General features: G+C 59.7%; 11 protein-coding genes. 7 read left to right on the top strand and 4 right to left on the bottom strand.

Going from position 1 to position 13,278, the window contains the following annotated elements; genetic code table 11:
- The first annotated feature begins 6 nt into the window (after positions 1–6).
- From SIN04_RS10280 to SIN04_RS10250, 7 genes are all read left to right on the top strand, one after another.
- The gene (locus SIN04_RS10280) at positions 7–1,029 is read left to right on the top strand and encodes an alpha-ketoacid dehydrogenase subunit beta (protein WP_134488880.1); all 1,023 of its coding nucleotides are present in this window, start codon (positions 7–9) and stop codon (positions 1,027–1,029) included.
- Positions 1,030–1,041: 12 nt separating this feature from the next.
- Positions 1,042–2,160 (top strand): acetoin dehydrogenase dihydrolipoyllysine-residue acetyltransferase subunit, encoded by a 1,119-nt coding sequence (locus tag SIN04_RS10275; RefSeq protein ID WP_134488878.1) that lies wholly within the window; start codon positions 1,042–1,044, stop codon positions 2,158–2,160.
- Between the two features lie 506 nt (positions 2,161–2,666).
- Positions 2,667–3,488, top strand: coding sequence for a transporter (locus SIN04_RS10270; RefSeq protein ID WP_166795900.1), 822 nt, complete (start codon positions 2,667–2,669; stop codon positions 3,486–3,488).
- Positions 3,489–3,547: 59 nt separating this feature from the next.
- Positions 3,548–5,233, top strand: coding sequence for a pyrroloquinoline quinone-dependent dehydrogenase (locus SIN04_RS10265; RefSeq protein ID WP_134488874.1), 1,686 nt, complete (start codon positions 3,548–3,550; stop codon positions 5,231–5,233).
- A gap of 307 nt (positions 5,234–5,540) precedes the next feature.
- Positions 5,541–5,921: a c-type cytochrome gene (locus SIN04_RS10260; protein ID WP_166795899.1), complete on the top strand. Its 381-nt coding sequence runs from the start codon at positions 5,541–5,543 to the stop codon at positions 5,919–5,921.
- Positions 5,922–5,937: 16 nt separating this feature from the next.
- On the top strand, positions 5,938–6,723 hold the full coding sequence (locus SIN04_RS10255) for a substrate-binding periplasmic protein (RefSeq protein WP_166795898.1): 786 nt from the start codon (positions 5,938–5,940) through the stop codon (positions 6,721–6,723).
- A gap of 494 nt (positions 6,724–7,217) precedes the next feature.
- The gene (locus tag SIN04_RS10250; RefSeq protein ID WP_134488868.1) at positions 7,218–7,445 is read left to right on the top strand and encodes a hypothetical protein; all 228 of its coding nucleotides are present in this window, start codon (positions 7,218–7,220) and stop codon (positions 7,443–7,445) included.
- A gap of 140 nt (positions 7,446–7,585) precedes the next feature.
- On the opposite strand, the gene SIN04_RS10245 is transcribed toward SIN04_RS10250, so the two are convergent.
- The 4 genes from SIN04_RS10245 to SIN04_RS10230 all read right to left on the bottom strand — a co-directional run bounded on the left by SIN04_RS10245 (position 7,586) and on the right by SIN04_RS10230 (position 13,271).
- Positions 7,586–9,907, bottom strand: coding sequence for a N,N-dimethylformamidase beta subunit family domain-containing protein (locus SIN04_RS10245; RefSeq protein WP_341264420.1), 2,322 nt, complete (start codon positions 9,905–9,907; stop codon positions 7,586–7,588).
- Between the two features lie 107 nt (positions 9,908–10,014).
- On the bottom strand, positions 10,015–11,652 hold the full coding sequence (locus SIN04_RS10240) for a branched-chain amino acid ABC transporter permease (RefSeq protein WP_134488866.1): 1,638 nt from the start codon (positions 11,650–11,652) through the stop codon (positions 10,015–10,017).
- Between the two features lie 4 nt (positions 11,653–11,656).
- Complete coding sequence (locus SIN04_RS10235) at positions 11,657–12,538, bottom strand: branched-chain amino acid ABC transporter permease (protein ID WP_134488864.1); 882 nt, start codon at positions 12,536–12,538, stop codon at positions 11,657–11,659.
- A 7-nt stretch (positions 12,539–12,545) separates the two neighbouring features.
- Complete coding sequence (locus tag SIN04_RS10230; protein WP_134488862.1) at positions 12,546–13,271, bottom strand: ABC transporter ATP-binding protein; 726 nt, start codon at positions 13,269–13,271, stop codon at positions 12,546–12,548.
- Positions 13,272–13,278 lie beyond the last annotated feature (7 nt).

Raw genomic sequence — 13,278 nt, 5'->3', positions numbered from 1 at the left:
CGGACCATGGCTCGCAAGCTCAGCTATAAGATGGCCGTCAACGAGGCGCTCGACCTTGAAATGACGCGCGACCCGACAGTCATTTTGATGGGAGAGGATATCGTCGGCGGCGCCGGCGCGCCCGGCGAAGACGACGCCTGGGGCGGCGTGCTCGGCGTCACCAAGGGGCTTTACGCCAAGCATGGCGCGCGCGTCATGGACACGCCTTTGTCGGAATCGGCCTATGTCGGCGCGGCTATCGGCGCCGCGGCGTGCGGGATGCGCCCTGTCGCCGAGCTCATGTTCATCGACTTTATCGGCTGTTGCTTCGACGAGATCTTCAATCAGGCGGCGAAGTTCCGCTACATGTTCGGCGGCAAGGCCGAGACTCCGGTCGTGATCCGCGCCATGATTGGCGCCGGCTATCGCGCCGCTGCTCAGCATTCGCAGATGCTGACGCCGCTCGTCACACACATTCCGGGTTTGAAAGTCGTCTGCCCGTCCAACGCCTATGACGTTAAGGGGCTGCTCATCCAGTCCATCCGGGACAATGATCCCGTCATTTTTTGCGAGCACAAGAATCTCTACTCGCATGAAGTCGACGTGCCAGTTGAATCCTACACGATTCCCTTCGGAGAGGCCGCCATCGTCCGCGAGGGCAAGGACGCGACAATCGTCACATATGGGTTGATGGTGCATCGCTCGCGGGACGCGGCCGAGAAGCTTGCCAGGGAGGGCGTCGAGGTCGAAGTCATTGACCTGCGCACGCTCTCGCCGATTGATTGGGACACCGTTATTGAAAGCGTCGAAAAAACCGGACGTCTCATCGCTGTCGATGAAGCCCATCCACGCTGTTCGATCGCCTGTGACGTTTCAGCCTTTGTGGCGCAACACGCTTTTGGCGCGTTGAAGTCGGCGCCTCAAATGGTAACCGCGCCGCATTCGCCGGTGCCGTTCTCGCCGACGCTCGAGGATATCTACATTCCGACGGCCGACGCCATCGCCGCCGCGGTCCGGAAGACCATCGTCCACAAAATGGCGGCAGCCTGAGGATTAAGCGTAATGACGGATGAACGCATCAAGCCATTGGTGATGCCCAAATGGGGGCTTTCGATGGCCGAAGGCAAGGTCACGGGCTGGCTCAAGAAGCCCGGATCGACGATCAAGCTCGGCGACGAACTGCTCGAAGTCGAGACCGATAAAATAACCAATGTGGTGGAGGCGGGCGATACCGGGGTTTTGCGCCGCATTATCGGCAGGGAGGACACCGTCTATCCGGTCAAGGCGCTTCTCGCCGTGCTCGCGGACCCCGAGGTTCCAGAGGCCGACATCGACGCCTTTATAGCCGGCTATGTGACGCCCGCGGCCGGGGAAGACGAAGCCGAGGACGCGGGACCGAAATATGAGTTCGTCGATACGGCCGCCGGGAGGCTCCGTTACGCGAAGCGTGGGCAGGGCGGCGAGCAGATTGTGCTGGTGCATGGCTTTGGCGGCGATCTCGACAACTGGCTTTTCAATATCGACGCTCTGGCGGACAACGCCACCGTCTATGCGCTCGATCTCCCAGGTCATGGCCAATCGACCAAGACGCTTAGCGAACCCTCCCTGGAAGGCTTGTCCAAGGCGCTCGTTGATTTCTTGAACAAGGTCGGCGTCGGCAACGCGCATGTTATTGGGCATTCGATGGGCGGCGCGATAGCGCTGAAGACGGCGATCGATCATCCAGAACTTGTCAAATCGCTGACGCTCATCAGCTCGGTGGGATTGGGTGAGGATATCAACATCAGCTATATTGAAGGATTCGCCCATTCCTCGTCCCGGCGCGAGTTGAAGCCCGTGCTCGAACAGCTGTTCGACGATCCAAATCTCGTCAGCCGGCAACTGATCGACGACCTCCTCAAATACAAGCGGCTTGATGGAGTCAACGAGGCGTTGGACGCGCTGGCGAAGAATCTGTTCGCCAACGGCAGGCAGGCGTCTGTGTTGAAGGAAGAGGCGGCGAAAGCGCAGCGGCCGGTCGCTGTCATCTGGGGAGCAGGCGACAAGATCATTCCAGTCTCTCACGCATCTTCCCTGCCGGCAGGCTGGCGCGCGGAGGTAATCGAGGGTGCTGGCCACATGGTGCAGATGGAGAAGGCCAACGCCGTCAATGCGCTGATTCGCAAACATGCGGGCATCTAAATCATAAGCGCCGGGCTAAATGCGGGTCGATGAAGATGATGAGCGAAATGGCATAAATACGGAACGCGATATTCCCGGCGTCAAACATCGTGTCTGGACGTTTGCGCGGCGGCGCGACCATCGTGAGACTCGCAGAAGACCAGATTGAAAGCGGCTCAGAACTGCGTCGGCATTATACCGGCGCAAGCTGCTCGTCATGGAGCTGCGAGCCTAAAAAACTGGTGTAAAACAGAGACATAATAAAAAATAGAATTGTGCTGCGTGGTTTGTTTCTTTCATGAAGCGCGTGTTCATGAAACCTTCGGCGACACTTAGTGGGGTGGACGTTGACCAAACCGGTCAGGCGCAATCTAGGCCGCATTTCGAATGCGGTGGAAGAGGGGAGAGGGAACATGGAAAAGAGTGAAGCGGGCGCATCATGCCGCGCAACATCGAGAAATGATGGATGTCATGAAAAAACGGCGCGGCGCAGCCCACTGTTGACGGCGGTGGCGGCGGCGTTTGGCTTGGCTGCAACGCCGGCGCTAGCAGACAACATTACATTCGCGGTGATCGGGCCGCACGAATATGATTTGCCGGTCAATTTCAAGCCTTTCAATGTTTTTGTCCAATATGGCGAAAATAACATCGGATCACAGGCCTATAACAACAGCGGCGGCGCCATCAACGGAAGCAAACAGAATCAGTTCGTCGGCCTTTCGAAATATGTGTATTTCTGGTGCTTTCCCGGCATCAGCGATATTGGGTTCGCTTATGAAGTCATCACGCCTGAGGTTGGAGTCACTGGCCCCGGAACGGGCAATGGCGTCAGAGGCATTGGCGACACGCTGACGGGTCCTGCGATGTGGTTCAAGCCGACGCCGAATTCGACGCTCGGCGTGCAGAACTTCCTGCAGCTTCCCATCGGCATGCCAAGGGTTACGAATGGCTACTGGGCGAATTACTCCAGCATCTTCTTTGACGCGCAGTGGCCGGCGGTCAGTCTCACCGGAAATCTTGGCGCCGTCATCCGTTCGAATCAATCATTGCCCGGCCAGCCACAGGCCGTGGCTGGCACGACCTTTCATTTCAACGCTCGTCTCGGCTGGGTCAACCCGACGATCTTCGAGCCGTTCCTTGGGGTCGACTGGCAAACGCAGAGCAGCGCCTACCAGGTCGTCGACGGCCTCATCCTGGCGCCGCACAGCGAAGAGACGGCGCTCGGCGCCGGCGTCATGTTCAAATTCTCGCCGACGATGTCGCTGACGGTGCGCTACTCGCACTCGGTGCAGGGGCGCAACGTCGATATGACCAACGCCGGATATTTCAAACTCGCCTATGTGTGGTGATGCGACGACAGGCGTCGCTGCATCTTCAGGGCGCAGAGCAAAACAGGGGACAAAAGCAAATGGGACTTGATGTGTTGCGGCGGCTCGCGCTGGCGAGCGGAACCGCTTTGGCGGTGCTGTGCGGCGCCGCCCTGTCTTCTCGCGCGGCGGATTCGCTTACCGCCGGTAACGCCAATCCGAATGATTGGCCGGAATATCATCGCACGTGGAATGCCTGGCGCTATAGTCCGCTCGAGCAGGTCAACACCAAGAACGTCCAGAAGCTGCACGTCGCCTGGATTCATCAGCCGGGAGACATTACGAGCGGACTCTTGTCGACGCCGCTCGTCGCTGACGGCGTCTTTTACTATGTCGCGGCGAATGACAATGTCTTTGCGCTAAATGGCGCGACTGGCGAAACCATCTGGCACTATCAGCCAAAACTTGCTCCTGTGGCAAGCCAGAGCTTCTACGCTTCACAAATTCGAAATATTTCGATGGGGCACGGATTCGTCTATCTTGGCACGCTTGACGGCCGTGTCGTGGCGATTGATCAGAAGACCGGCAAGGAGGCCTGGTCGACTCAGCTCACCGATCTCAAGAAGTGCTACGGATGTCTGTTCTCATCGACGCCTGTGCTCGCTGGGGACGTGCTCGTTGGCGGCACGACGGGCGGAGATCAGCCCATCGCGGGCCAAATCTTTGGCGTCGACGCTTTGACCGGCAAGCTGTTGTGGACGTTGAAGACGACGAAGGACGATCCGAAAAGCTGGCCCGGCGACACGGGCGCGGTCGGCGGCAGCACCGCATGGAACGTCGGCACCTATGATCCAACGAGCGACACCGTGTTCATCGGCGTTGGCAATGCGGCTCCGGATTTTTACTGGAACGATAGACACGGCGACAACCTCTATGCTGCGACCATGCTGGCGCTGGATCCCAAGACGGGCAACATCAAATGGCATCGTCAGGAAGTTCCGGGCGATCACTATGATTATGACGCAGTTTATGAGGCCCTCGTGGTGGACGAGGGAAAACGCCAGCTCATCGTGCATCTCAGCAAGAGCGGGTTCGTTTTCGTCATGGACAAAGCGGACGGCAAGCTCGCCAATGTCTGGCCGCTTGCGCAAAACTATAATTGGGTGAAAAGCATCGACCCCAAGACGGGCGAATTGACCGGGCAGGTCGGGGACTACCCGCTCGGAAAGGAAACCGTTGTCTGTCCCTATCTGCTTGGAGTGAGAAGCTGGAATCCGGGAGCGTATAACCCGAAGACCAAGCTCTGGTACACCAATGCCATGGAAGCCTGTGAGACCTTGATTCCAGCCAAGCAGGACGTATCCAAAATCGGCATCGCAGGGCTCTATCTTGGCGTCGAGAAACTCGAGGCCGTGAAGCCGCCGGATGCGCCGGCAAGCGCCCGTCTCGATGCGCGAGATCCGATCACCGGCAAGCTGAAATGGTCGGTGCCTTATTCCATTCCGGGCCTTGGCGGCGTGCTGACTACGGGCGGCGGCCTTGTCTTCAACGGCGATCCGCAAGGGCTGGTGCACGCCTATGACGCCGAAAACGGCAAGGAGCTCTGGCATTTCAATGTCGGCTCCGGCGTTCGCGCGGGGATCATCAGCTACGCGGTCAACGGCAAGCAATATATAGCCGTGCCAGCTGGCTGGGGTTCGCTTGCGCCGGGGTTCATGGCGAGCGCTTTCCCGGAGGTCGGCAAGCTTCAGGGCGGCGCCGCGATGGTGGTGTTCGCGCTCGATTAGCGGCGGGGGCTTCGGCGCTGCCGGGGGAGGCCCAAACGGTTAAACTAGAGCATGATCGCGTAAACCCCCGGACGATCATGCTCCTTTTTTTTCGCGCGATCTCATTTGGAGCGGAAGCTTTTGGGCGATGTTTGGAGAGCGAGCTTGGCCAAAGAGTTTGGACGTGCGGCGCCGGCCTGCAAAGGGGTTTGCTTCTGTGATCAGGAAGTCGAAAACTTGAGCCGTCCAAATAAGTCGCCGATCCGGCGGCCGGGTAATTGAGCAAGAGGAGCTAATGGCCTACCGATTAAGCGAAAGAGCACATTCATTGTTGTCCCGCGCTGGTTTCTTCGGCGTTGTGTTTGCCGGCTGCCTGAGCGCGACGGCGGCCGTCGCCGAAGATAGCTCGCCGACGCCGCCTTTCAATCTCACCGATCCACAGATCATTGATGAGGGCCGGGTCCAATTCGCGCAGACATGCGTCTACTGTCACGGCAATGCGGGCAGCGGAGGAAAAGCCGGGCCGATCTCCGGGCGGACGGATCTGACGCAAGACTATCTGTTTACGACAATCTCGAATGGAAAACGGGCAGGGTCTCTGGTCATGCCAACATGGAAGGACTCTCTTGATGAGCCGACGATCTGGAAGCTTGTCGCCTATGTTCTGTCTTTGCAGGCGAAGCCCGCGCCGGAGGCCAAAACGCAATAGGGCGCTGGCGCTTGGGTTGGCCTTAAGCCTTTCCGCGCTCGTCGGCGCTGGCGCGCCAGCCTCGGCGCGCCCGCTTGACGAAATATTGGACGCGAAGAGCCTCAACATCTGTGTGCAGGAAGACAATCTGCCGTTCTCCAGCGCTCAGGCGAAGCCGGGCGGCGTTTTCCTTGATCTTGGGGCCGCAATCGCGGAGCGTCTCGGCGTCGAGGCGAAATATACATGGTTGTTCTCCGCCGAATATGTCCGCAAGACGGATTGCGACCTCATTCCGGCGGTCGCCAATCTTCCTGGCGACGATCCTATTCGCTTGACCATCCCCTATATGGCGGTTCGATCGGTGCTGGTCCTGGCCAAGGACCATCCGCCCGTCAAGGAGCTGGACGAATTCCGGACGGGCCATATCGCAGTCCTCGCCACATCATGGGCGAGGCATGTGTTGAACGCGGCCGGCTTTCCGCTCTGGGTTCGCTTTCTGACGAATGACGAGATCCTGGACGCGGTTGCAAAGGGCGAAGCCGACGCTGGGATCGTTCCTCTCCCCGCCTATCAGTGGCGCATGCGCCGGGACGCCGGGGCGCCGCTGCGGGTTGACGAAGCGGTGAAGCTCGATCCGGGCTTCAACTTTCAGGTGTCGATGGGGCTGCGCCGCACCAACGCCGCGACGGTCGCGCGCATCAATGAGATCCTTGGTCAAATGGTGGAGGACGGATCGATCGAAAGGATATTCGCGCGCTATGGCCTCGCCTACGAGCCCCCGGCCATCGTCGCCAATCCCGAGCCGGGCACGGCGGCTAAGTGATCTCGGGCGCGCACCGGACGAAGGCGGCCGGGGCGCCTCTTTCAAAGCGGCCGTGTGCTCCAACGTGGGCAAGACGAGAAGGCTGCGCGAACGCTGACTGGTCGGGATCCGCGTTCACCGGCGGCTGCGACGCCCGCGGAAGCCGATGCCGGCCATGTTGATTATGATGGCAAAGCCCGAGTCTCACCTTGTGCCGCGGTATTGAGCGCGGACGCTTCGGCTCTCTGGCAAAAAGCGATCGTCGGCCCCTTACGCAAAACCGGCGCGATCCGAAAAGTTGCCACATTGGCGCGCAAGACGTTGATTCAGCGCTAGCTTCTCAAACCGCGGCCCGTCCTGACGAAGACTTGGCCTTAAGATGCATCAATAATTGTTGTCGCCGCCGAAATTCTGAGACGCTGATCGAGATACTAGCGCGACGCCGACTCCGGGCTTAAATAACCGGGCATGAGTTGGGAAAAACCCGACCAGCCATCGAAACTGGAGTTTATGACATGAAAATCCTTCAATTAGCGCTCGTGGGGGCGCTGGCCGCGGCGACCGCGGGAATTGCCGAGGCAAAGCAGGCGTCCTCAAATCATGGGGCTTCAAGCTCTGCTGTTGAAACGAGCGTTCAGACAGGCCGCTCGGCCGGAGTGTCCGGACAGCCGGCTTACAATGCCAATCAGGGCCAGCAATTCACGCCCATGGCCCCGGCGCGCGGGCCCTATCAGGTCTATTGATTATCCCCGCCATCCGGGCGCGATGCCCGCGCCGAGGCCCTCAGGGGCAAGAACAGGCCTTTGAGATGGAAGCTGGAAAGAGGCGCGACAGGCTCGCGCCTCTTTCGACTCCGCTGCGTCCGCGTGCGTGAACGATCTTTCTACTTCCACTGCTTCTCCTCGTTGACCCAAAGGCAGCCCGGGAGCATTCCAGGCTTGATGAAAGCGTCGACGATATTGCCCAGCATAATTGATATATTGTTCTGAAAATTCTTCGTAGGAAGCGCCTGGCCGAAAGCAATGGACCCAGACGAGAATACCGCGCCATTGTTGGGCGCGTTGAAATAGACCATATCCGCGCGGATCCGATAATCCTGCGACCCGGCGAGGCCGGGATAGGGGTAGAGGATTTCCTCGATGGAGAGCATATAATTGTCGCTGTGCCCCCCGGAGGATGCAATGATTTTCGCGTGCGGCGGCGTGCCGTACTGGAGGTCGTATCGGTCAAGCTCAAGGCCCGCCGCTCCGCCGTAGGCAAGGCCGCTGTCGCCGAGGATTTCGCCCTCGACGCCCTTCATCATCCACGACACGGTGCGATGATAACTGTCCGGCATGCGCCGATAGGGCCTGCTCGTCTCAAAGCCTTCTCCGATGAAGCCGACGCCGAGGCATTTTTGCGGGGGGCGCCCGAGATTTTTCCAAAGTCCGCTCTTCTGGCCGGTCGTCGCAAGATAATGTTCGCCGGGCCGCGCGCTCCAGGCGCGCATGCCGGAATCAAGCTTGCGCACCTCCATGGTCGAGGGATCATCGTCCCCGAAAGCGACGTTCCAGTAATATCCGTTCCCGCCCATGTAGATGTATCGGCCGCCCTCCGCGATGTAATCCTCCGTCGCGTCGAGCATCTTCTCCGAGTAATATTCCGGGTGGGTGCCGCTCATCACGCATGTGTAGGGTGCGATGGCGTCGACGCCTTCGCGATGCAGGTCTTCGTCGGTCAACACCTCATAGTCGTAGCCCTTGTGCTCGAGCCATGCGACGATCGACAGATCAGCCGGGAACTGCCAGGTCACGCCCATGCTCGATATACGATGTTTCGGCCGCATGTTGACAAGGGGACGATGATAGGACGAATAGCAGACGCCATTGCCGTCAGCCCAGGCGTCATAGGTCGAGAGGCCGAACTCCCAGTTCTTGTACATCTCTATGTCGATTTCCGAGACGATCGGCGGCTGTCCCGTCATCGGCTGAATGATCTGCGCGTCGAAGCTCAAATGCTCGTTGGCGTAGGCGAGATAGCTTGCTGTCGGGAATAGCAGGGCAAGACGCGCCCTGGGTGTTGTGGGCCGCACGAAAAAGACGACATGTTCTTCGCCGAGCCCCGTGCCGGGGCCAGCCCGAAGTCTGATCGCGTAAGCGCCGCTCTTGAGGCCCGCCGGCAATTCGACGCTGCGGGTAACCTGCCAATTCGAATCGATCATCGCGTCGTAATGAAATTCGACCCCGCCATATTCATGCGGCGCGAGGCGGAAGCAGTCGTTGCGGCCATTCCAGTTCCATCCGGTTTGGCCCCTTACCGGGCGATTGTAGCCTTTGGCGTCGAGATGGTAGGGCCCGGCGTCATGGACGATATCGCCGATTCCGTGTTCCGTATAGCCGATGGTCGTGTCCCAATAGGCGGCCATGCCGTCGGGCGGGGGCAGGGCGCCGCTCATGATCGTCCCCAGTTCATGCCATGTGAGGACGCGAGCGTGAACACCCGGCCGGTCAATCTTTCCGCAATAGGTCTGTGAGACGAAATGGCCTCGTGTCTCATGCCAGTCCCGCGAGCCTGCGATCAGAAACGGCGTATCGGGCAGATGCTTCTGGCGAAAGCGAAAAGCCTCCGACACATGCGAGCGGTAGTCGATCGGACAGACCTTGCCGAGCAGGCTGTTGTAGCGGTTGGCGACGCTTTCCTGATGGATCGTCGCGCGTCCGGTCGCAGCATCGAGGGTCGCGGCGACGAAATACCACATCTTGGGAATGAGCGGCGCTTCGGTCTCCACGTAGTCGACCTCGTCGCCTTGTCCAACCCAGAATTCGAGATGGCCTTTTTGATTGATTCCGAGGCAATAGCCGAAGTTCTTGACGTTATCCCATCGTCCGAGAAGACACTGCCTCAGCCCCGCTTCGGGCAGGCTCGGCAAGATAAAGGCGTAGAGCGTGAGGCTGCCCTCGACCGCGAGGCGCTTTTGTGGATCGGCGACTTCGAGAAACGAGCCGATCTGCGTGTATTGTTTCTTGACCTGCCACTCGCCATTGGCCTCGCAGGAAATCTCTTCCTCAACGAAGCCCGGCCCATCCGGGTGCTCATCGCCGTGGATCAGACGGACCAGCTGAGCGCTCGCCGTCGTCGCGCCGTCGGCGTTGACATGAATGTCGATTGTTTCGCCAGGCTTGATGCTGATCTTGTTTGCGTAACCGAAAAGTTTGACCTGAGCCATGGGGCAATCCGAAACGAGTTTCAAAGGGCGGCGCGCGTGATTTGATTGGGATAAAGCGAGGCCTCGCTTGTCTCAATCAGGCGGACAGCCGAAGGGGCGATGACGCGTCAGGATTCGAGCAAATCCTGCACGCGACGCAAAAACACGCCATGATAGGCGTCATTCTGAGAGGCGTAGATCTTGTCCTCCACGACGCGGGGGGCGACGCCGCGATGTCCGGAGAGAGCGACGATGCGGTAGGCTTTGAATGGCTCGACGACTGTGATCGCATATTTGTCCGCCTGAGGCGCGCGACGGAAGTAGAGCAGAAGACGTTCAAGCGCCTCGCTATGCTGGCCGAGGGGGCTGCGCTCGTGCTCCGCGATGAGCTCGGGCGAAATCAACGCCTTCAGATAGTCGCGCTGCATTTTGTCGTAGCGGCGCCAGTACAGCAGATCTTTGTTCTTCGTCTCTGTGGCTTCCTCGGGCAACATCTCGCCTCCTTTCTCGGCGCGCGTCGAACGCCTTTCGCTTTTCTTCTTGTCGCGCCAGGCGCGGAACTGGGCCTTTATCCCAAACAGGCCGCCGCGCAGAAACAGCACGGCGCCGAGCATGATGAGGCCGATGATGAGCAGTCGGATCGGACCTAAAAAGATCAAAACCTTGTCGAGAAACACGACGATCGCGGTGCCGACGACGGCGCCTTCGGCGCGCCCGAGGCCGCCGATGACCAGCATCGCGAGACCAAGCAGAACCGTGTCAAAACTGAAGATCGAAAAGGCCACGCCGCGGTAATGCGCTGAGTAAAAGCCGCCGATGAAGCCGAGCGCGATCGAGGATATGACGAATACCTGGATCCGGGCCCGGCGATAGTCGACGCCGGTCGCCTCGGCGAAGGCCTCTCGCTTCTCCGGCGCCATTCGCAGGATCCGTCCAATCCGCCTGCCGTTGATCAGACGATAGAGGCAGAGCGCCATGATCATCAAAATGAAGCAGACGTAATAGGCGAGCAGGGATTGGCTTTGTTGATTCCAATTCTGCGGGATGTAGGTGTCTGCGCCGTAGAGGCCTCCGGTGGAGGATCCAAACAGCTTGGACTGCAATGTGTAGACACGGCACAGCTCATTGAGGCCGATGGTGAGCAGCGCGTAATAGAATCCGTCGAGCCGTATGGCCGGGATTGCGATGAACAGGCCGGCGACCAGCCCAATCACAGCCCCGATAAAGGGCAGTGCGTACCAGGGCGCGCCGTACTGGATGGAGAGATATGCCGAGCCGAAGGCGGCCGCGCCGACGACGGCGTAGGTCGCCAGCGAATAGATTCCCGCGGTGCCGATAATCAGCATCCAGCATAGATTGATCGCGGCGTAAATGGCGAAGGTCGCGCCGGCTGTCAGCAGCGTGTTGGCCATGTCTCCGGGTATGACGAGGGGCGCCAGCGCAAACGCCACAAGACCAAGCAGCCACCAGATGGGGCGCTTGTCGACGATGGTCTTTTCTCGACGCATCGTCTTTGCATTGTACTCGCCGCGAATGTTCAGCATGCGGCGCCGCGTCGGCCAATAGCGCAGGCGGCCCCACAAGGCGCCGCCGTGACCTGGCCATTTGTAGTAGTAGCGCAGCCGCCCGACCGGGAGCATCGGAACCTTCGAGCGCCGCGTCTTGTCCCAAATGTCTTGAGGGCTGACGTACTCGCCCGTCGGCAATTCCTCGACGGCGTTTTCGACGTCCCAAAGATAAAGCGGATTGCGCCAGGAATTGGTCATGTGTTCAAGCTTCCCGCGCTTTGTCGAGGATGCCGGCGATGCCGCGGGGGCGAACCAGCAGAATCAGGATGATGAGGATGAACTGGGTGATCAGTACATATTGGCCGCCAAGAGCGACGCTGGTGAACGCTTCGTTGAGGCCAAGAAGGATGGCCGCGATGACGGCGCCGCGGACGCTTCCAAGACCGCCGCAAAGCGCGATGCTGACGCCCTTGATCATCGGCGTCAGGCCCCCGAACGGCGAAATGTAATAGGTCTGAGACAGCAGGACGGCGGCGAGCCCTGCAAGTCCTCCCGTGATCGCCATGACGTAGAAGCCGGTGCGCCTCACTCCGATGCCGACGATTGCGGCCGCGTGCGGATTCATCATCATGGCGCGAATTTCGAGGCCGCGCCGGCTCGAGCGCATCCATTGCAGGACAGCCGCGACAACGATGATCGAGGTGAGGATGTTGCCGACCTTATCCGCGGTTAGCACCACATGGCCGAAACGGATCTTCCAGGAGCCGAAGATCTCAGGCAAGTTTTTAGCGCGCGGCCCAAACCACCACATCAGCGACTGCGTCCCGATGAGATTGATGGCAAGCGTCGCGATCAAGCCGCGCACGGTGAAATTAGGCTTGTCATGTATAGGGATGAAGGCGAGCGCGCAGACGAGCAGTCCCGCGGCGGCGCCAGTCAATATGCCGGCGATCAGCACGACGGCGCCATAGGTTGAAACATATTGCGCGCAGAGCCATGCGCCATAGCCGGCCGCAGCGAAGATGAAGCCATAGGCGAGGTTGATGAGGCCGACGCTCGACCATGTGATCGATATGCCGATCGCAAGCGTGCCATAGATGCATGCGAGGACGATGGCGTTGATGAGGATGAAGCCAAAATCCATGCTGAGATCAAAGCTCCCGCTTGGTCTGGAATCCGAAAGTGGCCGAAGCCTCTCCCTTCAGTTTTCCGACATGCATGCCTATGATGCGATCGACGCGGCCTTCGAGCAGCGCGACATTCTGTTCGGCGATCACCATGGCGGACGCGCCGAGATCGACGCTCATCAACGCGTCCATCACGCCTTTGCCGATTTTTGGCGCAAGACCCAGCGACGGTTCGTCGACGAGAAACAGCGAGGCCTCGGCCATCAGGCCGCGGCCGATCGACACCATGCGCCGCTCGCCGCCTGAAAGGCGTCCGACAGGAACGCGCATCAGCTTTTTGAGCGGCGGAAAGATTTCGAGGATGCGTTTCTTTCTCTCTCCCCGTTCCTTCCAGGCGCGCGGCGTGAAGGCGCCGGAATCGAGGTGATCCTCAACCGACAGGCCGTGAAAGATTTCGTCGCCTTGCGGGATCAGGGCGAGGCCCTGCCGCACGACGAGATGGGTGTAGCGGCCGGGTCCCTGGCTTCGCGTCCGGCCGACTTCCGCGCCATTCAAACGGATGGAGCCGCGCTGCCATCCGGTCAGTCCCGCGATCGCGTAGAAAAGCGTCGATTTGCCGTGACCGTTGAGGCCAACAAGTCCGACGCGCTCGCCGGAGTAGATGATGAAATCGAGATCATGGATGACCCGCATCGGCCCGTAGCCGGCGGATAGACCCTTGACGTTCAACACCTCGCGTTTCTCTATCATGGGGTCG

The sequence above is a fragment of the Methylocella tundrae genome (genome assembly GCF_038024855.1).
In the GTDB taxonomy this organism is placed as follows: domain Bacteria; phylum Pseudomonadota; class Alphaproteobacteria; order Rhizobiales; family Beijerinckiaceae; genus Methylocapsa; species Methylocapsa tundrae.
The sequence above is the reverse complement of the archived record's forward strand: the minus strand, read 5'-3'. Positions and strand labels throughout refer to the sequence as shown.

Coding starts and splice junctions, on each gene's coding strand:
- SIN04_RS10250 (WP_134488868.1), top strand. CDS start 7,218: ATGAAAATCCTTCAATTAGCGCTCGTGGGGGCGCTGGCCGCGGCGACC.
- SIN04_RS10230 (WP_134488862.1), bottom strand. CDS start 13,271: ATGATAGAGAAACGCGAGGTGTTGAACGTCAAGGGTCTATCCGCCGGC.
- SIN04_RS10265 (WP_134488874.1), top strand. CDS start 3,548: ATGGGACTTGATGTGTTGCGGCGGCTCGCGCTGGCGAGCGGAACCGCT.
- SIN04_RS10240 (WP_134488866.1), bottom strand. CDS start 11,652: ATGACCAATTCCTGGCGCAATCCGCTTTATCTTTGGGACGTCGAAAAC.
- SIN04_RS10245 (WP_341264420.1), bottom strand. CDS start 9,907: ATGGCTCAGGTCAAACTTTTCGGTTACGCAAACAAGATCAGCATCAAG.
- SIN04_RS10280 (WP_134488880.1), top strand. CDS start 7: ATGGCTCGCAAGCTCAGCTATAAGATGGCCGTCAACGAGGCGCTCGAC.
- SIN04_RS10235 (WP_134488864.1), bottom strand. CDS start 12,538: ATGGATTTTGGCTTCATCCTCATCAACGCCATCGTCCTCGCATGCATC.
- SIN04_RS10275 (WP_134488878.1), top strand. CDS start 1,042: ATGACGGATGAACGCATCAAGCCATTGGTGATGCCCAAATGGGGGCTT.